23 protein-coding genes are annotated in these 24428 nt (G+C 69.1%); 8 read left to right on the top strand and 15 right to left on the bottom strand.

The features are described 5' to 3' along the window. From ACSFA7_RS12635 to ACSFA7_RS12620, 4 genes are read right to left on the bottom strand one after another with little or no spacing between them, the layout of a single operon-like run. Positions 1 to 1338 (bottom strand): adenylosuccinate synthetase, encoded by a 1338-nt coding sequence (locus tag ACSFA7_RS12635; RefSeq protein WP_435499685.1) that lies wholly within the window; start codon positions 1336 to 1338, stop codon positions 1 to 3. Between the two features lie 15 nt (positions 1339 to 1353). Continuing rightward, on the bottom strand, positions 1354 to 2322 hold the full coding sequence (locus ACSFA7_RS12630) for a VWA domain-containing protein (protein ID WP_435499684.1): 969 nt from the start codon (positions 2320 to 2322) through the stop codon (positions 1354 to 1356). An 18-nt stretch (positions 2323 to 2340) separates the two neighbouring features. Further along, positions 2341 to 3318: a protein kinase family protein gene (locus ACSFA7_RS12625; protein ID WP_435499683.1), complete on the bottom strand. Its 978-nt coding sequence runs from the start codon at positions 3316 to 3318 to the stop codon at positions 2341 to 2343. A gap of 16 nt (positions 3319 to 3334) precedes the next feature. Further along, on the bottom strand, positions 3335 to 4645 hold the full coding sequence (locus tag ACSFA7_RS12620) for a hemolysin family protein (RefSeq protein WP_435499682.1): 1311 nt from the start codon (positions 4643 to 4645) through the stop codon (positions 3335 to 3337). 23 nt (positions 4646 to 4668) lie between these two features. Between ACSFA7_RS12620 and ACSFA7_RS12615 the strand changes: the two genes are divergently transcribed. After that, on the top strand, positions 4669 to 5520 hold the full coding sequence (locus ACSFA7_RS12615) for a symmetrical bis(5'-nucleosyl)-tetraphosphatase (RefSeq protein ID WP_435499681.1): 852 nt from the start codon (positions 4669 to 4671) through the stop codon (positions 5518 to 5520). A gap of 24 nt (positions 5521 to 5544) precedes the next feature. Here ACSFA7_RS12615 and ACSFA7_RS12610 read toward each other — a convergent pair whose 3' ends face one another. Continuing rightward, positions 5545 to 7101 (bottom strand): M20/M25/M40 family metallo-hydrolase, encoded by a 1557-nt coding sequence (locus ACSFA7_RS12610; protein ID WP_435499680.1) that lies wholly within the window; start codon positions 7099 to 7101, stop codon positions 5545 to 5547. A 124-nt stretch (positions 7102 to 7225) separates the two neighbouring features. Then, entirely contained in the window at positions 7226 to 7945 is a 720-nt protein-coding gene (locus ACSFA7_RS12605; protein ID WP_435499679.1) for a GNAT family N-acetyltransferase, read from the bottom strand. 125 nt (positions 7946 to 8070) lie between these two features. Here ACSFA7_RS12605 and pdxR point away from each other — a divergent pair, with 125 nt between their 5' ends. After that, the gene (gene pdxR, locus ACSFA7_RS12600; RefSeq protein WP_435499678.1) at positions 8071 to 9570 is read left to right on the top strand and encodes a MocR-like pyridoxine biosynthesis transcription factor PdxR; all 1500 of its coding nucleotides are present in this window, start codon (positions 8071 to 8073) and stop codon (positions 9568 to 9570) included. Positions 9571 to 9588: 18 nt separating this feature from the next. Here the strand turns inward: pdxR and ACSFA7_RS12595 are convergent, their stop codons facing one another. Next, positions 9589 to 10053, bottom strand: a complete 465-nt coding sequence (locus ACSFA7_RS12595) for a response regulator transcription factor (protein WP_435499677.1) — start codon at positions 10051 to 10053, stop codon at positions 9589 to 9591. A gap of 187 nt (positions 10054 to 10240) precedes the next feature. Here ACSFA7_RS12595 and ACSFA7_RS12590 point away from each other — a divergent pair, with 187 nt between their 5' ends. Continuing rightward, positions 10241 to 11317, top strand: a complete 1077-nt coding sequence (locus ACSFA7_RS12590; RefSeq protein WP_435499676.1) for an AraC family transcriptional regulator — start codon at positions 10241 to 10243, stop codon at positions 11315 to 11317. Here the strand turns inward: ACSFA7_RS12590 and ACSFA7_RS12585 are convergent. The 8 genes from ACSFA7_RS12585 to ACSFA7_RS12550 all read right to left on the bottom strand — a co-directional run bounded on the left by ACSFA7_RS12585 (position 11314) and on the right by ACSFA7_RS12550 (position 19484). Continuing rightward, positions 11314 to 12285: an ABC transporter substrate-binding protein gene (locus tag ACSFA7_RS12585; RefSeq protein WP_435499675.1), complete on the bottom strand. Its 972-nt coding sequence runs from the start codon at positions 12283 to 12285 to the stop codon at positions 11314 to 11316. The genes ACSFA7_RS12590 and ACSFA7_RS12585 overlap by 4 nt on opposite strands. 35 nt (positions 12286 to 12320) lie before the next feature. Further along, the gene (locus ACSFA7_RS12580; protein WP_435499674.1) at positions 12321 to 13481 is read right to left on the bottom strand and encodes a c-type cytochrome; all 1161 of its coding nucleotides are present in this window, start codon (positions 13479 to 13481) and stop codon (positions 12321 to 12323) included. Between the two features lies 1 nt (position 13482). Beyond that, on the bottom strand, positions 13483 to 14271 hold the full coding sequence (locus ACSFA7_RS12575) for an ABC transporter ATP-binding protein (protein ID WP_435499673.1): 789 nt from the start codon (positions 14269 to 14271) through the stop codon (positions 13483 to 13485). After that, positions 14265 to 15329, bottom strand: coding sequence for an ABC transporter permease (locus ACSFA7_RS12570; protein ID WP_435499672.1), 1065 nt, complete (start codon positions 15327 to 15329; stop codon positions 14265 to 14267). The genes ACSFA7_RS12575 and ACSFA7_RS12570 overlap by 7 nt, the downstream gene beginning before the upstream one ends. Then, a complete protein-coding gene (locus tag ACSFA7_RS12565) occupies positions 15326 to 16327 on the bottom strand; it encodes an ABC transporter substrate-binding protein (RefSeq protein ID WP_435499671.1) in 1002 nt (333 codons plus the stop codon). The genes ACSFA7_RS12570 and ACSFA7_RS12565 overlap by 4 nt, the downstream gene beginning before the upstream one ends. A 26-nt stretch (positions 16328 to 16353) precedes the next feature. Beyond that, positions 16354 to 17178, bottom strand: a complete 825-nt coding sequence (locus ACSFA7_RS12560; protein ID WP_435499670.1) for a class II aldolase/adducin family protein — start codon at positions 17176 to 17178, stop codon at positions 16354 to 16356. Between the two features lie 146 nt (positions 17179 to 17324). Then, positions 17325 to 18434 carry an LLM class flavin-dependent oxidoreductase gene (locus tag ACSFA7_RS12555; RefSeq protein ID WP_435499669.1) on the bottom strand — a complete coding sequence of 370 codons (1110 nt, stop codon included), beginning with the start codon at positions 18432 to 18434 and terminating at the stop codon, positions 17325 to 17327. Positions 18435 to 18470: 36 nt separating this feature from the next. After that, positions 18471 to 19484 carry an ABC transporter substrate-binding protein gene (locus tag ACSFA7_RS12550; RefSeq protein ID WP_435499668.1) on the bottom strand — a complete coding sequence of 338 codons (1014 nt, stop codon included), beginning with the start codon at positions 19482 to 19484 and terminating at the stop codon, positions 18471 to 18473. A gap of 156 nt (positions 19485 to 19640) precedes the next feature. Here ACSFA7_RS12550 and ACSFA7_RS12545 point away from each other — a divergent pair, with 156 nt between their 5' ends. The 5 genes from ACSFA7_RS12545 (at position 19641) to ACSFA7_RS12525 (ending at position 24417) form a co-directional block, all read left to right on the top strand. Then, entirely contained in the window at positions 19641 to 20876 is a 1236-nt protein-coding gene (locus ACSFA7_RS12545) for an acyl-CoA dehydrogenase family protein (protein WP_435499667.1), read from the top strand. Further along, complete coding sequence (locus ACSFA7_RS12540; RefSeq protein ID WP_435499666.1) at positions 20873 to 21853, top strand: ABC transporter substrate-binding protein; 981 nt, start codon at positions 20873 to 20875, stop codon at positions 21851 to 21853. Before ACSFA7_RS12545 ends, ACSFA7_RS12540 begins: the two co-directional genes overlap by 4 nt. Continuing rightward, a complete protein-coding gene (locus tag ACSFA7_RS12535) occupies positions 21850 to 22449 on the top strand; it encodes a cysteine dioxygenase family protein (RefSeq protein ID WP_435499665.1) in 600 nt (199 codons plus the stop codon). The genes ACSFA7_RS12540 and ACSFA7_RS12535 overlap by 4 nt, the downstream gene beginning before the upstream one ends. Further along, a complete protein-coding gene (locus ACSFA7_RS12530; protein WP_435499664.1) occupies positions 22446 to 24068 on the top strand; it encodes a rhodanese-related sulfurtransferase in 1623 nt (540 codons plus the stop codon). The genes ACSFA7_RS12535 and ACSFA7_RS12530 overlap by 4 nt, the downstream gene beginning before the upstream one ends. 127 nt (positions 24069 to 24195) lie before the next feature. Next, the gene (locus ACSFA7_RS12525; RefSeq protein WP_176659731.1) at positions 24196 to 24417 is read left to right on the top strand and encodes a hypothetical protein; all 222 of its coding nucleotides are present in this window, start codon (positions 24196 to 24198) and stop codon (positions 24415 to 24417) included. The last annotated feature ends 11 nt before the right edge of the window (positions 24418 to 24428 follow it).

Raw genomic sequence — 24428 nt, 5'->3', positions numbered from 1 at the left:
TCAGATGTGCTCGCGCGAGCGAACGGTGTCGCGTGTCGGGCCGAAGGCGCCCCAGCGCACAGGCAGGCCGCTGAGGGCTTCGACGCGCTCCACCCACGCCTGCGCGGTGGCGACGGGATTCGGTTCATAAAGGGGCTGCGCGGCTTGCAGCAGTTGGGTCAATGCGTGCTGATGGTCGAGGTCCGGCGCATCGCTGGCCGGCAGCGATGCAACGCTGGCGCCGCCATTGGCGCGGTAACCGGTGCACCAGCGCAGACCCGAGCCCTCGACGGCATCGAGATGGCTCACCAGCAATCCGTCGAGGGGCCCAATCGCAGCGAGCGCATAGCGCAGCAGCACCGCATCGGGATGCCCACGGCGGAACGCGCCCTGCCAGCCTTCATCGGCGTTGTGCGGTTCGGCGAATCGCGCGTCGAGTGCGCGATCGTGCGTGGGCAGCGGACCCGGGCCGTGGCGCGTGAGGTAACTGCGCAGCACGCCCAGGTGCTGCACGGGCGCATCGATGCCCGCGTCATGCAGCACGGCCTCGACAGCGGCCGTAGATATGCTGCTCCACGTGGTGTGCGGATGAAAGCCGCGCCATTCGTCGAGCAGCACACCCTGCGCGCCTTCGAACAGCACGGTGCCGGGGTGTGCGAGCCTCGCACCAATGGCGTCGGCGCTTGCAGGTGGCGACAGGCGGACACAGGGCACAGCGGCGTCGAACCAGCGCTGGGCGAGCGAGTCGTCATCGAGCAACGCCAGCTCCTGCGCGGCCTCGGGATGCAATGGCGCCATGTCCGCGAACTCTCGCCGCAAGGCCACGCGCGAAGCCTCCAGCTTTTCCAGCGCACGCGCACGATGCATGAGGTCGTCGTAGCGCAATGCATCGACGGGCGCAGCCAGCGCTTGCCGCACGGTCTCGCCGACGCCCACGCCGCAACTGCCGTGCGCCGCCGCCCCTCTCCCCCATTCACGCAGCCGACCCGCGGCCTGATGGAACGGCGTCGTCACGCGGCAGCGCGCATCGACCAGCAAACGCGTGAAGGCATCGGCCACACCCACCCGACGCAGCGCTTCTTCCTCGACACGCAGCGCCGTCGGATGCACCACCACCGGGCTCGCGAGCACCGTCGCCACGCCCGAATGAAAACTGCCGGCGCCGAATTGCGAGAAGGTGTGGTGCCGGCCATCCGGCAGCACCACGTTGTGCCCCGCCTGCGCGCCGCCGTTGAAGCGCACCACCGTGTGCGCCTGCCGCGCGCCGCACAGGTGGTCGGTGAAAAGGCCCTTTCCGCAGTCCCCGAAGCCCAGGCCCAACAGCGAGACGTAGCGCGTGGCCGCGGTGGTGGTGCTCACACGGTGTTCAGCCGTTCAGCCGAAGAGCCGCTTCCACCACGACGACCGCGGCCCGCTCGCGGCCGGCGGTGCGCGGCGCGGCGCGGTCGGGTCGAGCAGCGCGGCGTACGCGTCGAGCGCATGCAGCACGCCGCCGACGCGCTCCTTGGCCATGCCGGTCGCGCCCATCACCCTGGCAAGGCCATCGAGGTTGGGCACGGCCTTCTCGGTCAGCGCGACGATGCCGGCGGCCACGGCGCAGGCATCGTCGGGCGAGTCCATGCAGATGACGTGATCGCCGAGCAGCTCGCGCCAGCGCGGCTCGCAGCGGCGGCGGCGCTGGGCGTCGGGGATAAGGAAGAACAGGTTGGTGGTCTCGGCCGCGGCGGCGATGACTTCCTCGATGGGAATGTCCTCGTCGAGCTTCTCGCCGATGAGTCCTTCGATCTGGTGGCGCGAGACGGCCGGGTACGGCAGCTCGTCGCCCGTCACGAACAGGTAGCCGCGCTTCTTTCGCTTGACCCAGCAATCCATGTCGGTGTGCTGGGCCATCACGTAGAAGGCCAGCTCGTAGCTTTCTTCGCCGCTGCCGCCCCCACCGCCTTCGAGGTAGCTCCAGGTGAGCCACTGGTCCATGAGGTTGGCGGTCGATTCGAACTGGCCGACCTGCAGCGGTGCGCGGTCGGAGGTGGCGTCGCCGATGGCCATGAACAGGAGCTGGGGGTCGGCCACGCCGCAGTCGGTCAGCAGCTTCATGAAGGTGGGCAGCTCGCGGCGCGCGAGGGTCTGCGGGATGTCGCCCATCGAACCGGTGACATCGAGCGCGAACACGATGCCCAGCGAGTTGGGGTGGTCGGCGTTGTCGCGCGACTCGCGGACCTTGAGCCCGTGCGGGTTCATCAGCGCATGCGTCGCGGTCTGCGTGAACACCTCGGCGCCGGGCTTGGCGGCGCGGTCGGCGATCAGCGCCGTGTGGGCGGCGTGCGAGTAGTTTCCGTAACCCATGAATGGCTCCTTGGCGTGTCAGGCGCCGACGCGCGGCGCGGGATCGAAGTGAACGAACTGCGGTGCGCCGAAGGCCTCGCGCGATGCGGCCGAGAGGGCCTGCTCGATGCCCTGCGCGCCGAGGCGCTCGCAGGAGGCGGTGTCTTCGCTGCACTGGCGCAGCAGTGCGGCCAGCGGTGCGGGGGTGTGCGCGCCGAAGCCGGGGTCACCAGCAGCGCCGCCGTGCAGCACTGCGCGCACGGTCCACGCGACTTGGGCAAGGTCACGCGCCGCTGCGGCCGCATGCGCGGAACCCGAGGCCTGCCGCGCTTGCGACCAACCGATGATCAGCACGCCATGGTCGCGCGGATGCACGAGCGCATGCGCGGGCGAAAGATCGCGGTGCGCCCATCCTGCCCCGTGCACGAAGGCCAGCACCTCGAGCATGCGGCGCCAGATCCAGACAGCGTGGCGCGCGTCGATGCCTTGCGGATTGGCCTGCTGCACGTCCTGCAGGCTGCCCCAGAAACCGGTCGGATGCCGCAGCACCAGCGCCTGGCGCTGGCCATCGGCCAGGCCTTCGGCGATGCCCGTGCCCAGCGGCTGCGGCAGGCGGCGCGTGAAGTAGGCGGCGCCCGGAACGGCAAGGTCCTGCAAAGCCTGTAACACTGCGCCTTCGCGCAGCAGCACATCGTTGTCGGCCGTTTCTCGCGCCAGCTTCAGCGTGACGCGCTCTGGCACCGCGCCGAGCCGTTCGGCGAACAGCACGTCGCTGTGTTCGCCGAACCCCAGCGGCGCCAGCACGCGGTAGCGCGCGCCGCGCCATTGCACGATGCGCCCGCCCGCGATGTCTGCATTGGCACGCCGCAAGGCTGCGCGGAAGCTCTCGCGCTCCACGGTTTCCTCGCCGCGCGTGACGGTGGCGCCGCAATAGCTGCAGTTGACGGTGCGCCAGCGCGCGGCGCGCGGCAGGGGCGCGGAGCACTGGGGGCAGCTCAGTGCAAGCAGCGACAGCATGGCCGTTCGTGCCTGCTTATTCTTCGTGGGGTGCCGCAGGATCGGGCAGAGCCAGCACGCGGTCGATGCGGCGGCCTTCGAGCGCGACGATCTCGAAGATCCATCCCGCGCACTCGATGCGCTCGCTCACCGCAGGCAGGCGGCCCGACACCGACATCAGCAAGCCAGCCACCGTGTTGTAGCGGCCGCGGTCCTCTTCGGGCAATTCGCGGATGCCCAGGCGCGCGCGCAACTCCGACACGGGCATCAGGCCATCGAGCTCCCACACGCCATCGGGCCGTTCGCGCGCCCAGGCGTCGGTCTGCATGCCGGGCTGCAGTTCGCCGGTGATGGCCTCGAGCAGGTCGCGCGGGGTCATGAGGCCCTGCACCACGCCGTATTCGTCGACCACGAACACCAGCCGACCGGCGCGGGCGCGGAACTGCTCGAGCAGTTCCATGCCGGTGAGCGTTTCGGGCACGAACACGGCGGGCGTGGCCTCCTGTCCGAGCACGCCCTTGTGGGCGGAGCCCAGGCGCAGCAGGTGCGCCACGCTGATCACGCCGACCACATCGTCGAGCGAGTTGCGGCAGACCGGATACCACGAGTGCACGAGGTTCAGCGCCGCCGCATCCGCCACCTTCTGCAGGGCCTGCGACACGGTGTTGGAAGCGTCGAGCCACTCGATGTCGGCGCGCGGGATCATCAGCGACGAGAGGCGCCTGTCATCGAGGTGAAACACGTTGCGCACCATCTGGTGCTCGTGCTGCTCGATCACGCCGGCGTCCACGCCTTCTTCGAGGCTGGCCGAAATCTCTTCTTCGGTCACCGAGCGCGCTGCATTGGCATCGATGCGCAGCACCTTGAGCATGGTGGCCGTGGCGCCGGCCAGCAGCCACACGAAGGGCTTGGCGCCCTTGGCGAGGCCGCGCATCGGGCGCGACACCCAGCGCGCCACCGGCTCGGGATACAGCTGGCCGATGCGCTTGGGCACCAGTTCGCCGAAGATGATGGTGAAGAAGGTGATGCAGGTCACCACCACCGCGGTGGAGACGATGCTGGCGGTGCCCGCGCCCATGCCCAGCTCTTCCATCCAGACGGCGAGCGGCGCGGCGAAGGCCGCTTCGCCCACGATGCCGCTGAGCATGCCTATCGAAGTGATGCCGATCTGCACCGTCGAGAGGAATTGCGTGGGCGATTCCATCAGCTTGAGCGCGGCGGCGGCGCCGGTGTCCCCCGTTTCGGCCAAGGCTGCGAGGCGTGCGCGCCGGCTGGTTGAAAGGGCCATTTCGGACATTGCGAACACCGCATTGAGGGTGGTCAGCAAGGCCAGCAGGAGGACATCCATGAACAGGGGGAGAGAATGAGGGAATGTCACTTTACTGTATCGGCGACGTGCAGGGCTGCGACCCTGCCCTCGGGCGGCTGCTCGGCGAGATCGATTTCTCCCCCAGCCGCGACACCCTCGTGCTGCTCGGCGACCTGGTCAACCGGGGGCCCGACTCGGCCGCGGTGCTGCGCCGCGTGCAGGGCTATGGCGCCTCGGCGCGCAGCGTGCTCGGCAACCACGACCTGCACCTGCTGGGCGTGGCGCACGGCGCGCGCAAGGCCGGCCGCAAGGACACGCTGGCCGACCTCCTGGCCGCGCCCGACAGCGAGGCGATGCTCGACTGGGTGCGCAATCAGCACATGGCGCTGCACATGCAGATCGGCGGCGGCGACCTGCTGATGGTCCATGCCGGCGTGCTGCCGCAGTGGTCGGTGGGCGACACGCTCGCGCTGGCCTCGGAAGTCGAATCGGTGCTGCGCGGCCCGGCGCTCGGTGACTTCCTGCTCACCATGTACGGCGACGAGCCGGCACAGTGGAGCGACACGCTCACCGGCAGCGCGCGCCTGCGCGTGATCGTCAATGCCCTGACGCGCCTTCGCTACTGCACGCCCGAGGGCGAGATGGACTTCGAGACCAAGGACGGCGCGATTCCCGGCCCCGAAGGCTTCCTGCCGTGGTTCGACGTGCCGGGCCGCAAGACCGCAGCGGCCACCGTCGCCTTCGGCCACTGGTCCACGCTCGGCTGGCTCTCGCGGCCCGACCTGCTCTCGACCGACACGGGCTGCGTCTGGGGCGGCTGCCTGAGCGCGGTGCGCATCGGCGCGACGCTGAGCGAGCGCGAGCTGATCCAGGTGAAGTGCGAGCAGGCGCAGAAGCCCGGCAAGCAGGCCTGACGAACGCCCGTTCCGTTCGGTTGTTCAGAACCCGTGCGTCATCAGCGCGTACACCGTCTGCACACCGGTCACGTAGTTGCCCATGCGCAGGTTCTCGTTCGCGGCGTGCTGGTTGTTGTCGGCGTTCACCAGCGGAATGATCGCAAAGGGCACCTGCAGCACGCGCACGATTTCCGCCGTCGGCACGGTGCCTCCCATCATGCGGATGCGCACCGGCTCGGGCTTGGCGCCGAAGGTGTCGGTCAGCGCCTTGTAGGCCCACTGCCCGATCGGTGAGTTGATCGGCGAGCCCGCCGCGTCGGCGCCCTCGCTGCGGTAGGTGAAGCTCGCGATCTTGTCGTAGCGGGCGCGCTCCTCGTCCGTCGGCGCGCCCTTCACGAGGTGGTAGCCCTGCTTGACGATGTGCGCCTCAATCAGCTTGCCGAGATACGGCGCGTCGGAATCGGGGGTGGTGCGCAGGTCCATCTCGGCTTCAGCCTTGTCGGGAACGATGTTCGCCACCTTGTCGCCCACGGCCGCCGAGGCCATGCCGCGCACGTTCAGCGAGGGGTATTGCATCGCCTCCTGGTAGTTGGCGCCGACCTTGTCGGTGCGCGCGATGCCCAGGCGGCGCTTGAGCGCCACCTCGTCGTCGGGCACGGCGGCCATGATCTTGCGGTCGGCCTCGCCGATCTTCACGCGGTCGTAGTAGCCGGGAACGGTCACCCGCCCCGTGTCGTCCTTCATCGAGGCCAGCAGGCTGGCCAGCCGCTGGGCCGGGTTGGGCGCGTAGTTGCCGTAGTGCCCGCTGTGCAGTGGCACCTTGGCGCCGTACACGGTCAGCCGGGCATCGGCCGCGCCGCGGTTGCCGAACACGAGTGTGGGCCGGTTGGTCGCGTGCATGGGGCCGTCGTGGATCACGATGGCATCGCTGCGCAAGAGTTCGCGGTGCGCCTGCATGACCTGGCTGATCGAGGGCGACCCCTTTTCTTCCTCGCTGTCCAGAATCACCTTGACGTTGACCGCCGGCTGGCCGCCTCCGGCCTTCAGCGCATCGATGGCCGCCAGCAGCATCATGATCGGCCCCTTGTCGTCCGCCGAGGCCCGGCCGAACACGCGCCATTCGGGGTCGAGCGGGCCGCTGAAGAGCGGTGCGGAATCGATCTCTTCCCACTCGCCCTTGTCCGTCTTGCGCTTGAGCACGGGCGTCCATGGGCTCTTTTGCGCCCACTGCGCGGGAATCACCGGCTGGCCATCGAGATGCATGTAGAAAAGCACGGTCTTTCGCGAGGGATCGCTCCCCGGGAACTCGGCGTAGAGCATCGGCTTGCCGTTGTTGGGCAGCTGCTGCGTCGTGAAGCCGCGCTTGCGGAAGGCCTGCTCCAGCCAGTCGACGTTCTTGCGGATGTCCTCCGGCACGGTGGCGTCGTTGGGCAGGGCCAGCAGCTCGAAGTACTCGCGGTAGGTGGCCTGTGCATGGCGCTCGGCGAGGGCCGGCGAGAGTTCGGCGGCCTGCGCGAGACCCTGGCCCAGGAAGAGGAGGGCCGCGGGCACCAGCGCCATCAGGCGGCGGGGAGGGGTTGTTGAAGTGGAGATGGGCATGGGTGGAAAGCGAAGAAAAAGCGGGTGTCCATCCAGCATAGAAAGCTGCGGGGCTTTCAACAATCGTTATTTTCTGGAACTACCTGACCTCCCCCGCTGCACCCTGGATGAAGGTCGCCCGCCCTCACTCCGCCCGCGGCAGCCGGAACTTGTCCAGCGCCATGCGCTGCCTGCCCTCTGCATCGAAGTTCTCCGGCGCGAGCCAGCGTTCGAACGCCGTGCGCAGCACGGGCCACTCGCCGTCGATGATCGAGAACCACGCCGCGTCGCGGCTGCGGCCCTTGTAGATGCTGTACTGCCGGAACACGCCCTCGGCCTGGAAGCCCAGGCGGGCCGCCGCGCGCTTGGACGGCTCGTTGAAGCTGTCGCACTTCCATTCGTAGCGCCGGTAACCCAGCACGTCGAAGGCGAGCTTCATCAGCAGGTACTGCGCTTCGGTGGACATGGACGTGTGTTTCAGCAGCGGCGAGAAATTGACGTGGCCCACCTCGATCACGCCGTTGGCGGCGTCGATGCGCATCAGCGAAAGCGTGCCGATGGCCCGGCCGCTCTGCCTGTCGATGACGGCGAAGTGCAGCGGGTCGGTGCTTTGCGCAAGGCGCTCGACATGGGCACGCATGGCATTCAGGTCGGCGGGCCGCTCGACGCCCAGGTAGGTCCAGTCGCGACCGTCGGGGGCCTGCGCGTAGGCGGCGTGCAGGTCGTCGGCGTGCTTCGCGGCGTTCACCGGCTCGAGCGTGCAGTAGCGGCCTTCGACGGGCTCGCGCGGCGGCAGCGGGCGGGCGCTCCATTCGGGCATGAGGGGGCCGAGGGATTGACCGTATTCGTTATGGCGAACTGGCATGAGGAAAGCTTTCGGAAAAAAGGCGACGGCATCGCCGGAGACCGATAAAGTACGCGGAACGTGGAACCCCAGGAAGCGCCACGACGATTGCTTTTCATGGTGCCACGCCTCTCCCCTTTCCCGTCATGACCGATGCACCAGGCCGCGTCGCCGCCTCCCTGCTCGAAGCCCCTCTCGCGAAAGACCGCGATGCGGGTTCGATGCAGCGCCAGCTGCACGACCGCCTCAAGCGCGCCATCCTCGACGGCAGCCTGGCGCCCGGCAGCCGGCTGCCCGGCTCGCGCGCGCTGGCCGAGGCGCTCGCGATCTCGCGCAACACCGTCACCGCCGCCTACGAGCACCTGGCCGCCGAGGGCTACGTGCAGCCCGACCGCCAGGGCACGCGGGTGACCGAGCTGTCGTCGCCGGCAACGACGACGACGGCCAAGCGCTCCCGCAGCAAGACCACGGACTCGCCGGCCACCGCGCGCCGTCTCACCGCCATCCAGCCGCGCACCGCCTTCACCGAGCCTGACGCTACCTTTCGGCCCGGCGTGCCCGCGCTGTCGCACTTTCCCGCGACCGCCTGGCGGCGCGCGCTCGACCGCGCCATCCGCACCGCGAGCCCGGCCACGCTCGGCTACGGCGATCCGCTGGGCGAACCCCGGCTTCGCGCGGCCATCGCCCGGCACCTGGCCATTGCGCGCGGCGTGCGGTGCGAGCCGCGACAGGTCGTCATCGCCGAGGGCGCGCAGGAAGCCATCTCGCTGTGCGTGCGGCTGCTCTCGAACCCCGGCGAAACCGGCTGGATCGAAGACCCGGGGTACCGCGGCGCGAAGTCGGCCATGCGCGCGGGCGACATGCACATGGTGCCGATCCGCGTCGATGCGGAAGGCCTCGACGCGAGCGCGGAAGACTGGCGCAAGCACCCGCCCCGCCTCATCTACACGACGCCCTCGCACCAGTACCCGGCCGGCGCGGTGCTGAGCATCGCGCGCCGGCTCGCGCTGATCGCAGAAGCCCGCCGGCACGGTGCCTGGATCATCGAAGACGACTACGACAGCGAGTTCCGCCACACCGGCGAACCCATTGGCGCGATGCAGGGGCTGGTGCCCGACGCGCCGGTGCTCTACATCGGCACCTTCAGCAAGACGATGTTCCCGTCGCTGCGGCTGGGTTTCCTGGTGCTGCCCGAAGCGCTGTTGACCAGCGTGCAGGCCCCGCTCGAGGAAATGCTGCGCGGCGGACACCGCCACGAGCAGCTGGCGATGGCCGACTTCATTGAGAGCGGCCAGTTCGGCCGGCACCTGGGCCGCATGCGGCGGCTGTATCGCGACCGGCAGCAGGCGCTGCGGCTGGCGCTGACCCGGCATCTGAAAGTGCCCCACGAGATCGATGGCGGCTACTGCGGGCTGCACCTCACCGTGCGCCTGCCGCCCCGCTTCGACGACCGCCAAATCGCCGCCGAGGCACTGCGCCACCACTTGGCGCCCGTGGCCCTGTCGAGCTTCGCGGTGCAGCCGCTGCCATCGGACAACGGGCTGGTTTTGGGCTACGGCAACACGTCGGCGGAGCTTTTCGAGCCGCTGGTCAAGCGCCTGTCCCAGCTGGCGCGCGCCGCGGAGCGCGGCGGCAGCGGTTCCTGAAACGCTCGCAGCGCCGGGTTACTGCGGGCGGCCGGCATCCCAGTTCAACAACCCCTGCTCCATCGCCTTGCGGACCGCCCGGGTCCGCGAGTTGACGTCCAGCTTGCGGTAGATGCTCTTGATCTGGGTGTCGATGGTGTTGGCCGACCGGCTGAGCGCCTCGGCGATCCGGCGGTTGGTCCAGCCCTGCGACACCATCTGCAGCACCTGCAATTCGCGCGGCGACAACGCCCCGCTCGATGCCGCCTGACCGGTGGACGGCGCGGCGCTGGTGCGGGGCTTCGTCGCGACGGCCGAAGGCGGCCGGGATTTCGCAGCCTCGGCGATCAGCGCCAGCATGTGGCGCGCGACACGCGAGGCGCCGGGCGCGTCGCTGCGCTCCATGGAGAACATCAGGACGGCCAGCTCGTCCTCGTCCGCCTTGTCGAAGAGATGACCGACGGCACCGGCGGCTGCGGCGGGATCGGCTTTTCCTGTGGACATCGGGCTACTCGCTCAAAGAAATCGGGGGCCTTCGGCCAGGTGGCCGTGTGAAGGCAAGCGTGCTGGCGCCGGTCCGGCCGGCTTGACCGTCCGTCTCAGTTATTGAGAGAATTCCTTCGGTTGTGTACTTTTTTTCACGTTTTCGTCCACTCGTTGGCGTGGCGGCCTTGCGGATTTCCCCTCTCCAATGAACCTTCGCGCCCTCCAGGGGGCTCCCCAGGCCCCGGTTCCCCCTGCGCAAGGCGGCGTGGCGCGCAGCCATTTCAGCGTGCATGGCGAACCTGCGCACCGGCAACTGCTGGCCTGGCGGGAGCGGGTGGGCCACGTGATCGACGTGCTGCCTTCGAAGGCCGACATCGAGAAGCCTTTCAGCGCGGAGATCGACCGCTACAAGGTCGATGGCCTTCTCTTCACCGACTGCCGCTCCGACGCGATGCTGCTCGAGCGCTCGCTGGCCCGCATCTCGACGGACAGCGTGCGCGACTACGTGTTCCACGTGTTCGCCGAGGGCGGCGTCGATGACGTCGCGCTGCGCGCCTCGTCGCCGCGGCACGGCGCTTCTTCCGCCCACGGCACCCACGCCACCACGAAGATCCTCGCGCTGGACATGAACCAGCCGGTGCGCATGCGGCGCGGCAGTTGCCGGGTGCTCACCTTCTTCGTGCCGGCCTCGCTGGTGCAAGAGACCTTGCCCGACCCGGAAGCCATCCACGGCCGCACGATCCAGGACGCGACCCCGCTCACGCGGCTGGCGCTCGAACACGTGGCAGAACTGAGCGCCAACATCTGCAGCATGACCACCGCCGCAGCCGACAGTGCCGTGCGCAACGCCGCGCATCTGGTCGTCGCCACCTTCGGCAAGCAGGCCGGGTTGAGCGGCAATGCGCGTTCGGCGGCGCGGGCCGCGCTGTTCGGCCGGGTGCGGCGCCACATCCAGGCCAACCTGCACCGCGCCGAGCTGACGCCCGAGAGCGTGCTCAATGCGCTGCACCTGCCGCGCCCGACCATCTACCGCATGTTCCAGCACGAAGGCGGCCTGGGCGCCTACATCCGCCACCTGCGGCTGCGCCAGGCGGCCGACGAGCTCGCCCGCTACCCGCACATGATGGTGACGGACGTGGCCTATGCGGTCGGCTTCAAGAGCGCATCGGACTTCACTCGCGCCTTTCGCCGCGCCTACGGCATGGCGCCGCAGGAATTTCGCGCGCAGTCGCAGACGTACCGGGCCGATCGCGCAGCCCCTTGGCAGGTGTCGCCTACCTAACCGGCAACGCCGAAGCCGGTGTCGAAGGTGGTCTTCACGTCGAGCGGCTGCTTGATGAGCCCCACCTGCCGGTAGAAATCCGCCGTGCCCTGCTGGTCGGCGATGACCTTCGCATCGATGGCCACCCACTTCTGCTGGCGGCGCTCGAACTGCAGCTTCGCCGCCTCGGGTGGGATGCCGATGATGCGAGCCAGCGCGGCCGAGTAGGCATCGACATTGCGGTACGACCAGAGCTGCGCCTTCACCACGCGCTGCAGGAAGTCCTGCAGCACCGGCCGCTTGGCCGCGATGGCTGAATCTGTCGCGGCAAGGTAGCTCAACCCCGGCAGCAGGCCGCGCCCGCTCACGAGCACGCGCGCGTGCTTGCTCACCTCGGCCAGCGCGGTGTAGGGCTCCCAGGTGGCCCAGGCATCGACCGAGCCTTGCGTGAGCGCCAGCTTGGCATCGGCCGGCGCGAGGAAGCGGATGTTCACGTCTTCCGGCTTCAGGCCCGCCGCGGTGATCGCCTTGAGCGTCACGTAGTGGCCGATGGAGCCGCGGTTGGTGGCGATGCTCTTGCCCTTGAGGTCGGCTGCGGTCTTGAGCGTGGAATCGGGCCGCACCAGCACTGCCGTGCCGTAGGAATCGGACCGGTTCGCGCCGATGGCCTTGACGCGCGTGCCGGCGGCCAACGCGAAGATCAGCGGCGCATCGCCGATGGGCCCCGAATCGACCGCCGCCGCGTTCAGCGCTTCGGCCAGCGGGGCGGCGGCGGGGAATTCGGACCACTGGATGTCGTAGCTCAATCCTTCGAGCCCGTTGGCTGCTTCGAGCAGCGCACGCAGCCCGCCCTTCTGGTCTCCGGCCTTGAGCACCGGGCGGCCCTGTGCGCGGGCTGGCAGCGAGAAGGCCGGCAAGGCCGCGGCCGTGGCGGCGGCGAGGCCTTGGGTGAGCAGCTTGCGGCGAGAGGGGTCGAGGTGCGAGGTCATGGGTTCTCCGTGTTCGGTCGAGGTCAAGAAAAAAATCAGTGAATGAAGCCGCCCTTGACGAAGCGCACCGGCTCCGCGTCCATGCGGGAGATGAGTGCGCCGAGGCCATCGGCGGGCAGCACGGTGTTCTTCGCCGAGGCGGCAGGCGCGCGTTCGCTGCGGCACAGCAGGTCGTCGTCGGACCAGCCCGCCTTGCCGGGCTCGCCGCGCGCGCGCAGCCAGCCGTCGCGGTCGGCGATGAGTTGCGTGCCGGCGAGGCGGTCGGTGCCAGCGATCAGGGCCAGCGCTTCCCAGGCGGCGGATGAGTCGGCCACGCAGTCGGCGGCGGGCGGGGCGGTCGTGGTGGGAGGTACCAGCAGCACGGTGACGAGGCGCGGGTCTTCCGTGGGTGTGGCGTTGCCCGCCACGATGCGCACGCGCTGCCCGCGCCAGCTCGCGAGCAGCCGCGGCGGCTGTGCACCGCAGCGCACCGCCATGTCGGGCAGGGCGATGGGCTGCGGCCAGTTGCCGAGCGCGCGCAGGCTCTGGCCCGCGCCCTGCGCCTTCATGTAGTCGATCAGCGCCCAGGCATCGGCCTCGTCGAGTTGCCCGCCGAAGCCGGGCATCGTGGGCTTGTTTTGCTGCGCATCGCGCGTGCCGTGCAGGATGCGCCAGAGCAGGTCGCCATCCGCGCGCCGCCACAGCAGCGGGCCGCTGAGGTTCGGCGGCCAGACCGCGAGCGAAGCGGCGAGCGGCCCTTCGCCCTTGCCGTCCGCACCATGGCAGGCGACGCAGTTCTGCGCGTAGAGCACGCGGCCCTTGGCGATGGAGGCGGCCGTGAAGCCGGTCGGCGACGACTGGAAGCTTGTCGGCGTCGCCGGCACCAGCACCACATGGGCCTCGGGCCATGGCGCTGCGATCAGCAGCATCGGCACCAGTGCGAGTGCGTAGAAGCGCCGACGCCGCCAGAGCAGTGCGACAAGCAATGCAAGGACCGCCAGGGCCACGCACACCAGCGTCCATGCGAGATTGCGTGCCTGCCCCAGGTCGATCAGCAGGTTCTCTCCCGACAACCGGCGCGCCCACGGCCACGCCGGCTGGCCATGCACCTGCGCCGCGAGCCCGAGCGCATCGAGCACCCGCAGCAGTTGCAGTTGCGCGCCCTGGAGCAGGCCGATCAGCAAGTTGAGCCAATCGGCCTCGGGCGTGCTGTTCATCTCACCAGGTGGCGTCGAGCCCCAGGTGTCGCAGGGCTTCGTGACGGAGTTCTGCCAGCCGCGCATGCCCGCGATGACGTGGATACGGAAGATCGACCACGATCTCCGCCGCGATGCGCGCCGGCCGGTCGCTCAGCACGATCACTCGGTTGGCCAGGAACAGCGCCTCTTCCACGTCGTGCGTCACCAGCAGTGCCGAGAAGCCCGCGCGCTGCCACAGGTTGACCAGCTCGCTCTGCATCGCGATTCGCGTGAGCGAGTCGAGCTTGCCGAGCGGTTCGTCGAGCACCAGCAGTTGCGGATCGTTGACCAGTGCACGCGCCAAAGCCACGCGCTGCGCCATGCCGCCCGAGAGCTGGTGCGGAAAAGCCTTGGCGAAATCAGTGAGGCCCACGAGCTTGAGCGCCTCGTCGACCCGCCCGCGCTGCGCCTTGAGCACGCCGCGCGCCTGCAGGCCGAGCGCCACGTTGTCCCAGACGCTGCGCCACGGGTAGAGCGTCGGGTCCTGGAAGACGACGATGCGCGACGGGTCGGGCCGGGTGATCGGCGCGTCGTCCTGCGTGATGCGGCCGGCGGTGGCTGGCTCCAGGCCCGCGACCAGCCGCAGCAGCGTCGACTTGCCGCAGCCGCTCGGTCCGAGCAGCGCGACGAATTCGCCGGGCTTCACCGTGAGGTCGATGTCGTCGAGCACCTGCAACGGCCCCGCCGGCACATCGAACCAGTGGCTCACGCCGCGGATTTCGATGTGCGCGCCGGCCTGGCGCACGTTTGCGTCGGCAATGGCTACCACTTCACGGTCCCCTTCTGCCACGAGAGCACGCGGTCACGCACCTTGAATAGCAGCGTGATGAGGCCCGAGCACAGCACGGCCATCACGATGAGCGCGGCGTACATGTTCGAGTACGAGGCCCAGCCCTGCGCCCACGACAGGTAGAAGCCAAGGCCGGCCTTCACGCCCATCATCTCGGCGGTCACCAGCACCGAGAACGCAGCGCCCAGGCCCATGAAGAGGCCGACGAACACCTGCGGCAGCGCAGCGGGAATCGCCACGCGCAGCACGAGAAAGCGCTCGCTCGCGCCCATGGTGCGCGCCACGTCGTAGTAGTTGCGGTTGACGCCGGCCACGCCCGACCAGGTGAGCACCGCCACCGGAAAGCCCGTGGCGAGCGCGATCAGGAACACCGCGGCCGCATAGCTCGACGGAAAGAAGAAGAACGCGAGCGGCAGCAGCGCCGACGCCGGCACCGGCCCGACGAAGCGCAGCACCGGATGCACCCAGTAGCCCGCGATGCGCGACCAGCCGATGGTCACGCCCGTGAGAAAGCCCGCGAGCGCGCCCAGCACGAAACCGTGGGCGAGTAGGCGCGCCGAATGCAGCAGGCTTTCGCCGAGGCGCCGCCAGTCGTCGATGTAAGTCTCGACCAGGCTCTGCGGCGGCGCGAAGAACGGCGTGGGGAGCAACGCGAGCTTGGCGGTGGCGATTTCCCAGATCGCGAACAGCACCGGCAGCGCGACGAGCCACGGGCCCGCGGGCCGCAGCACGCGCGCCACGCGACCGGCGCGCGACCCGAGCAACGCGACGGCCAGCAGCAGTGCACCCACGGCAATAGCGGCGATGCCGAACTCGTTCGTGTACGCCCAGTCGCTGAAGCCCACGGCCTTGTTGGGCCAATAGACGGTGAGCAGGCCCAGGGCCAGCCATGCCGCCGTCGCGAGCACGCCGGTCAGCCAGAAGCCCTCGGTGGCGCGCACGGGAAAGGAGGCCGGCGCAGCTTGTTCAGTGCCGGCGCGGCGCCAGTTCCCCGCCGCGGGTGGCGCCTCCAGCACCTGGTCGATGACCGCGCTCATGCCAGCGGATCGAAGGACACGTGCTCCGCGAAGCGCACCGGGTCGGTCGTCTTCTTGAGCACGCCGACGCCGCGGAAATCGCGCGCGTAGAACTCCACCTCGTCGCGCAGGTTCTTGCCCAGCGGATGGTGGTTGTGCGTGAGCGTGCCCAGCAGCGCGCGCAGGTCTTCGATCGGCACCTTGGGCGAATACTTGGCGAAGAGCTTGGCCGATTCGTTCGGGTTCTCGGCCACGTAGTCCGACGCCTGCGCGATGGAGCGCACCAGCGCCGCCACGGTCGGCTTGTCCTTGCGCACCAGCTCGCCGCGCGCGCCGACGATGCAGCAGACCTTGTCCTTGTATTCCCCCGAGAGATTGCTCGCCACTTCGACGAACGCGCCCTTGTTGCGCTTCTCGATCAAATAGACGTTCGGGTCGCCATCGGCAATGGCGTGGATCTCGCCCTTCTGCACCGCGATGTCGAGCAGGTCGGCCGGGTACTGGCGCCAGGTGACGTCGCGGTCGGCGTCGATGCCGTTCTTCGCGAGCAGGATCGAGAAGAAGTTCTTGCCCGGGCTCGCGATGTCCGACACGCCGATGATCTTGCCCTTCAGGCTCGCGAGGTTGGTCACGCCCGCGGCCTTGGCGCCCACCAGGCGCACGCAGCCACCGTGCGAGCTGCCGACGATCTTCACGTCGAAGCCCGACTCCAGCGGCTTGAGCCAGCGGTGGATCATGCCCACCGCCGCATCGGCCTTCGCGGTGGCGAGCGATTCGAGCAACTGGTCGGTGGAGCCGGTGTAGTTGATCAACTCGACCTGCAGCCCGTTGCGCTCGAAGTAGCCGCGCTCCTGCGCCACCACCACCGGCGAGAGGCAGAACGCGGCGGCGTTCCATGCGAAAGTGAGCTTGCGCGCCTGCTGCGAGAACGCCTGCGAGGCGATCAGGCCGCCCGAGGCGACCACGGCGGCAGCGCCGCCTGCTCGCAATACGCTGCGGCGTGAAAGGGATGCGGTCATTCGAAACTCCGGTAGTTTTTCTTCAATCAGTCCAGCAGCTCGGGTTCCGCTTCCACGAGGCCTTCATAGAGGCTGTAGAAGGAATGGATGGCCCCCTCCGGGCCGCCGATCTGGCTGTGCGTGTGGCGCGCGGTGTCCTCGTCGATGGGCTGCGGCTTGCCGGCCGCTTCGGCGAGGAGTTGGGTGTGGCAGGCGTTGTCCAGCGCGATGTACCACCACGCGGCCGCCTCCACCGTCGGACCCGCGGTCAGGATGCCGTGGTTCTTGAGGATCGCGCCCTTCCTGTCGCCCAGCGCCTGTGCGATGCGGTCGCCCTCGCTGGTGTCGACCACCATGCCGGTGAAGTCGTCGAAGAGGGCCACGTCGTCGTGGAACACGCAGCTGTCCTGCGTGATCGTGTCGAGCTTGCGGCCCAGCGTGGACCAGGCCTTGCCGTAGGTCGAGTGCGTGTGGGCGGCGGCCACGATCTTCGGGTTGTGCTCATGGATCGCCGCGTGGATCGCGAAGGCCGCCTTGTTGAGCGGCTTGTCGCCGATCACCGTCTCTCCCTTCGCATTGACGAGCAGCAGGTCGGACACCTTGATGCGCGAGAAGTGGATGCCCAGCGGGTTGACCCAGAAGTGGTCGGTGAGCTCGGGATCGCGCGCGGTGATGTGACCGGCCAGCCCTTGTGCGAAGCCGAAGCGCGCGAACAGGCGGAAGGCGCCCGCGAGGCGCTCTTGCCGGTGGCGGCGCTCGGCCTGCACGCTGGTGCGCGGCGGGACCGGGTCGAACCAGTACTTCTGCTGCGGGTTCGGGTTGAGCTTGAGCGGCTGGGGGGCGCTGCGGTCGATGGAGAGAACGGCACTCATGGGGGATTCCTCGTATTCGGTTTTGCTCCTTCCCCCTCTGGGGGAAGGTTGGGATGGGGGCAAGCGGCGCTTGAAACGCTGCGGCGTCTTGAATGCCGCTTGCCCCCACCCCTGCCCTCCCCCAAAGGGGGAGGGAGAAAGTCAGGTCAGGCCGCTTTGCGAACGAAAGCCGCGCGTTGTGCGACCAGCTCACGCGTGCGCGGAATCAGCTCGCGCCCGTAGTCGGTCGCGTCTTCCAGCGGATCGAAGCCACGGATCAGGAAGGTCGTCACGCCCAGGTCGTAGTAGTCGAGCAGCGCATCGGCCACCTGCTCGGGCGTGCCGACCAGCGCGGTGCTGTTGGAGCGGCCACCGATTTCCTGCGCGACGGCCGTCCAGAGGCGCTTGTCCACGCGCGGGCCCTTGTCGGCCGCGGCCAGCAGGCGCTTGGCACCCTCGCTCTGCTGCGGGCCGCCACGGTTGTAGCCCTGCACCACGCGCAGGCGCTTCGTCTCGGCCAGGATGTTCTCGGCGCGCGCCCAGGCAGCCTCCTCGGTCTCCGCGAGGATCGGGCGGAACGACACCGAGAAGCGCACGCTGCGCCCGTGCTTCGCCGCCTCGGCGCGCACACGCGTCGTGAGCTCGCGCGCCTGGTCGAGCGATTCGCCCCACAGCGCGTAAACGTCGGCGTACTTGCCAGCGACCGGAATCGCCGCCTCCGACGCGCCGCCGAAGTACACCGGCACGTGCGGCTTGCCGTTGCGCGTCTGCAGCGGCTTGACTTCGGAGAAGGCATTCACGGCACGGTAATGCGCGCCCTCGTGGTCGAAGGGCTTGTCGGCGGTCCACACCTTGTGCAGCACGTCCAGGTATTCGTCGGTGCGGGCGTAGCGCTGGTCGTGATCGAGCCAGTCGCCGTCGCGGCGCTGCTCTTCGTCGGAGCCGCCCGAGATGTAGTGCACGCCGAGCCGGCCGCCGCTGAACTGGTCGAGCGAGGCGAACTGCCGCGCCGCGAGCGTGGGCGCGACGAAGCCCGGGCGGTGCGCGAGCATGAAGTGGATGCGCTCGGTGACCGAGGCGGCATATGCCACGGTGAGCGTGGCGTCGGGGCCGGTCGAATGGTGCGGCACCAGCACGCGGTCGAAGCCGGCGTTCTCGTGCGCCTCTGCGAAGGCGCGCACATAGTCGCGGTCGATGGCCGGGCCCTTGGCGGCATGGATCTCCGAGACCTTCTGGCCCTGGATCATGCCGATGAATTCAACGTCGTTCTGGCTCATGGGAGTCCTTTGTTTGTTGTCGAGGTTTGGGGGTAATCAGGCGGCCGGCAGGCGCAGCACGCTCTCGAAGCTGCGGTCCCACAGGGGCTTCACATCGGCGGGGCCGTCGAGCACGCCGATCTTCAGGAAGGTGTCGGCCACGTCCTGGTGGCTGCGCACCACCGCGTCGCTGACGGGGCCGAGGCTGTAGTCGCCGCTGCGGCGGTTGAAGAGTTCGACCAGGTCGCCGACCGGCACCCGCGTCTCGGCCGACTGCGCGCGCGCATAAGCCAGGAAGTTGCCGTTGATCCATGCGAACGAGCGCTGCAGGCGCTGCAGCAAATCGCTCAATGCCGCACGACGCAGCGTGTCATCGAGCGCGCGCGGGTTGGCGTAGATCGGGAAGTTGCCCGAGAGGTAGCCCACGCCGGTCTTGATGACCCGCGCGCCGTACTGGGTGCGCGCGATCTGGCCGTTGTAGCCGTAGATGGCCCAGGCATCGAGATCGCCACGCGCGAAGGCCGAGAGACCGTCGGAGGGCGTGAGGCTGATCGCCTGGATGTCGCTGAACGACAGCCCCGCTTCGGCCAGCTGCTTGGCCAGGTAGTAGTGCGAGGTGGTGGCGCGCACGTAGCCCACGCGCTTGCCCTTGAAATCGGCGATGGTGCGGATCGATGCATCCTTGCGCGCGAGCGTGGCCTGGTTGTTCAGGTCTTCGTGCGTCACGGCGACGAGTCGCACGCTGGATTTCTGGCGCGCCGCGAACACCGGCGGAATCTCGCTGCCCGAACCGAGGTCGAGCGCATCGCCGTTGATGGCCTCGATGTGCAGCACGCCGTTGTTGAGTTCGCGCCAATCGATCCTGTACGGCGTGTTGGCCTGGCCGGACGCCTGCAGCAGCGGACGCCACAGGCCTTTGTAGGTGCCGACGCGCAAGGTCACGCCCGAGAGGTCGCGCGACGGCGTTGCCGCCTGGGCCGCATGCGCCCCAAAGCCGGCGGCGGCTGCTGCGCCCCATGCGGCGGCGGCCTGCAGCAAGCTGCGGCGATCGAAGGGGAAATCGGGTTTCATGCGTTGTGGTCTTTCGTCTTCCATGCCCACGGGAGCCATGGGAGAGAAGCGAGACCGTACCGAGGCGCCCCGCAAAAGCGAACGCAGAAAAACGAGTTTGCATATGCGGGATGCGTCGTTTTCGAGCCGCCGATGGGCCGGTACCGTGCGAGAACCATGAGTGCACTCCCCTTGCGCCGCCCGTCGGCCACGCCTGAAGAAGAAACCCCTTCCGCCGCCGTCGATGCCGCGCTGCTGGCCCGGCTGTCGGCCCAGTTCGCAGCCACCGCGGCGGACTACGACCGCAGCGGCGCCTTTCCCCAACAGAACTTCGAGGCACTGCAGGCGAACGGTCTGATCGGCCTCGTCGCACCCGCGGTGCACGGCGGCGGCAGCGCCACGCTGGCGACGGCACGGCGCGTGATCGCGGCCGTGGCGCACGGCGAGCCGGCCACCGCGCTGATCCTCGCGATGACCTACCTGCAGCACCACGCGCTCACGCGCGGCGACAACCGCTGGCCGCTGCAGCTGCGCGAACGCGTGGCGCGCGATGCGGTGGAGCGCGGCGCGCTCATCAACGCGCTGCGCGTGGAGCCGGCACTCGGCTCGCCCTCGCGCGGCGGCCTGCCTTCGACCGTCGCACGGCGCGACGGCAGCGGCTGGGCCGTCGACGGCCACAAGCTCTACACCACAGGCATCGAAGGCCTGACATGGCTCGCCGTGTGGGCGCGCACCGACGAAGCGACGCCGCGCACCGGCGTGTTCCTGGTGCCGCGCCACGCCCCTGGCGTGCGCGTGATCGCCAGCTGGGACCACCTGGGCCTGCGCGCCTCGGGCAGCCATGAAGTGATCTTCGAGAACGTGACGATCGGCCTCGACCACGCGGTCGACCTGCGCGCACCGGCCGACTGGGCGCCCGACGCCGGCAGCCAGACCGACATCGACGCGCACGCCACCCAGCAAGCCTGGATGGTCGTGCTGCTCGGCAGCCTCTACGACGCGGTCGCGCAGGCCGCACGCGACTGGCTCGTGGGATTTTTGAACCAGCGCGCGCCCGGCAGCCTGGGCGCGCCGCTCGCCAGCCTGCCGCGCGTGCAGGAACACGTCGGCGAGATCGAGGCGCTGCTGCGCACCAACCGCGTGCTGCTCGACGATGCGACCACGGCCGTCGACAACGGCCACGCACAGCCGGCCACCGACAGCGGCCTGCTGAAGTACACGGTGACGAACAACGCGATCCGCGTGGTCGAACTCGCGCTGCAGCTGAGCGGCAACCACGGCCTCACGCGGCAGAACCCGCTGGAGCGCCACTACCGCGACGTGCTGTGCAGCCGCATCCACACGCCGCAGAACGACGCGATCCTGGTCAGCGCGGGCAAGCGCGCGCTGCTGCCGACCGGAGTTGCTGCATGACCGATCTGCTGTTTTCCAAAGCCTCGCGCCGCAGTTGGTTAAAGCAAGGCGTGGCGCTCTCGCTGGCTGCAACCGGCACGCTGCGCGCGTGGGCACTGCCGCAGGCCACGCTGATCCTCGGCGACCAGGCCGGCGGCCTGCGCTCGCTGTTCGAGGCGTCGAAGGCACTCGAGGGTGCACCGTTCGCCTACCGCTGGGCCAACTTCCAGGGTGCCGCGCCGCTGTTCGAGGCGCAGCGCGGCGCAGCCGTCGATACCGCGATGGCCGGCGACCTGCCGGTGCTGGCCGCGGCTGTCGGCAAGACGCCGCTCAAGATCGTCGCGACGCGCGTCGGCAAGGCCGAGTCGCTGGGCATCGTGGTGCAGCCCGACTCAAAGCTGCGCAGCGTGAGCGACCTGCGCGGCAAGACGGTGATCGTCTCGTCGGCGCGCGGCAGCATCTCGCAATACCAGCTCTACGGCGCGCTCGAAGAAGCCGGCGTGCCGCGCAGCGAGGTGACGGTGAAGTTCGTGCTGCCGACCGACGCGGCGGCCGCCTTCGCCTCGAAGCAGATCGACGCATGGGCCATCTTCGATCCGTACTACGCGATCGCGCTGCAACAGGGCGGGCGCATCCTGCGCGACGGGCGCGGCATCAACACCGCGCTGGGCTTCATCACCGCGAGCGAGCATTCGCTGGCCGACCCGGCTCGGCGCGCGGCCATCGCTCAGTTCCTCGACCGGCTGGGCCGCGCGGGCGACTGGGCGCTGGCCAACCCCGAGGCCTATGCGCAGGCGTACAGCCAGCTCACACGGCTGCCGATCGAGTCGGCGCGCATCATCACTTCGCGCGCGTCTGTCGCGGGAAGGCCGGTGAGCGAGGCGGACATCGTCGCGCTGCAGGCCGTGGCCGACCGCTCGGCGCGCGACGGCATCCTGCCGGTGCGGGTGGACGTGCGCGCCATCACCGACACGCAGCTCTGGAAGCGCCCGGCGTGATCGCGCCGCTGCGCGACTTCGTCGGCGCTTTCGGCCGGCTGCTCGACAGCGCGCCCGATGAGCCCCGCATCCTCTCGGAAGGCGGCACACTGCTCCGCACGCTGGTCGCGCGCGACGACTGGCTGCCCGATGCCTTCGCGCGACCCGACCCGGCGCGCTACCAGCAGTTCTTGCTGCATGCCGACAGCACCGAGCGCTTCTCGGTCGTGAGCTTCGTCTGGGGACCGGGGCAGGCCACGCCGATCCACGACCACACGGTGTGGGGCCTCATCGGCATGCTGCGCGGCGCGGAATACAGCCAGGGCTATGCGTTCGACGGGGATGGCCGCGCGCAGCCGCAGGGCGATGCGGTGCGGCTCGATGCCGGCAACGTAGAGGCCGTGTCACCCACCATCGGCGACCTGCACCGCGTGCACAACGCGCATGCGGACCGCGTGTCAATCAGCATCCACGTCTACGGCGCCAACATCGGCGCGGTACGGCGGCATACTTACCCGGCCGAGGGCGGGCGCAAGCCGTTTGTCTCGGGCTACTCCAACACGCTGCTTCCCAACCTCTGGGACCGCTCCGAAGAACTCAGATCGACATTCGCATGACGACCGCTGCTTTTCCTCTCCTGCCCTTTGCCGCCGTGCGCGAACGACTGATTGCGCGCGACGAGACGGCGCTGCTCGACGTGCGCGAGGAAGATCCGTTTGCGCAGGAGCACCCACTGTGGGCCGCGAACCTGCCGCTCTCGAAGATCGAGATCGAGGCCTGGCGGCGCATTCCGCGACGGGACACGTTCATCGTGCTGTACGGCGCGTACGACGGCGTCGATCTCGCACCGCTTGCCGCGCGCACCTTCGCCGCGCTGGGTTACACGAACGTGCACCTGCTCGAAGGCGGACTCGAAGGCTGGCGTGCGGCGGGCGGCGAGCTTTTCCGCGATGTGAACGTGCCGAGCAAGTCGTTCGGCGAACTGGTCGAGCATGAACGGCACACGCCCTCGCTCTCGGCGCCCGAAGTGAAGGCGCTGGTCGAGGCCAAGGCCAACGTGGTGGTGCTCGATGCGCGGCGCTTCGACGAATACCAGACGATGAGCATTCCCTCGGCCACGAGCGTGCCCGGTGCGGAACTGGTGCTCCGTGTGCGCGAGCTCGCACCCGATCCGTCGACGCAGGTGATCGTCAATTGCGCGGGCCGCACGCGCAGCATCATCGGCACGCAGTCGCTGGTGAATGCGGGCATTCCGAACCTCGTGGCTGCCCTGCGGAACGGCACCATCGGCTGGAAGCTCGCGGGGCAGGTGCTGGACCATGGGGCGGATCGGCAGGCGCCGGCCGCGGTGTCCGATGCGCATCGCGCGCAGGCGCAGGCCGATGCGCGCCGCGTGGCCGATACGGCCGGCGTGCGCCGCATTGCGCTCGATACCTTGCAGACGCTGGAGGCGCCGCACCGCACCGTCTACCGCTTCGACGTGCGCACACCCGAGGAATATGCAGCGGGGCACTTGCCCGGCTTTGCGAACGCGCCCGGCGGACAGTTGGTGCAGGAGACCGATCACCAAGTGCCGGTGCGCGGTGCGCGCATCGTGCTGGTGGACGACGATGGCGTGCGCGCCTCGATGAGCGCGTCTTGGCTCGCGCAGATGGGGTGGGAGGTCTATGTGCCCGACACGGCGCCTTCAGCTTCTGCGTTCACGGAAACGGCCGCGCCATCGCCCGCCTATCCGCCGGTTGCGGCGGCCGTCGGGGAGATCGCGCCCAAGGCGCTGGCCGAGTTGCTCAAGCACCCCGGCACCGCCGTGCTCGACGTGACCACCAGCGCCAACTACGTGAAGCGCCACATCCCGGGCGCCTGGTACGTCATTCGCGCACAACTCGCTGGTGCCATCGATGCAGTCATCCCCGCATCGCAGCGCTATGTGCTGACCTGCGGCAGCAGCCTGCTCGCCCGCTATGCCGCAGCCGACCTGCGCGCGCTGCTCGATGCGCGTGGACAGCGCGATGTCGAAGTGCTGGTGCTGACCGGCGGCAACACGGCATGGTTTGCCGCGGGCCAGGAAGCGGAGACCGGCGAGACGCGCCTCGCGACAGCGCGCACCGATCGCTATCGCCGCCCCTACGAAGGCACCGATGCACCTGCGGAAGCGATGCAGGCTTACCTCGACTGGGAGTACGGCCTGGTCGCACAACTGGGGCGCGACGGCACGCATCATTTCAAGGTGATCTGAGAAAGCGTTTTGAAAGGATGACAACACGCCCGTGACACTGTTTCGCGGGCGTAAAGGCCGTCATCCGGGGGCTCCGCAGGGCGTTGGTTGTGCACACCCACAACAACTCGTCCGAAGGAGCTTTGCCATGAGATTTCCTGTTCTCGCGCTGTCGGCCGCTGCGCTCGCAGCCGCACTCACCGGTTGCGTGGTCGCACCGGCCCAACCCGTCTACTCGGCGCCCCCAGGCGTGGCCTATGTGGCACCGACGTACGTGTCGCCTGGCGTTGGTTTTGTATGGGCATACCACCCGCGCTATGGGTGGGGTTGGCACCATCCGCAATACGGATGGCACCGCGGCTGGAGGTGACCGCGAATGAA

It is taken from the genome of Variovorax trehalosi (genome assembly GCF_051216415.1).
In the GTDB taxonomy this organism is placed as follows: domain Bacteria; phylum Pseudomonadota; class Gammaproteobacteria; order Burkholderiales; family Burkholderiaceae_C; genus Variovorax.
The sequence above is the reverse complement of the archived record's forward strand: the minus strand, read 5'-3'. Positions and strand labels throughout refer to the sequence as shown.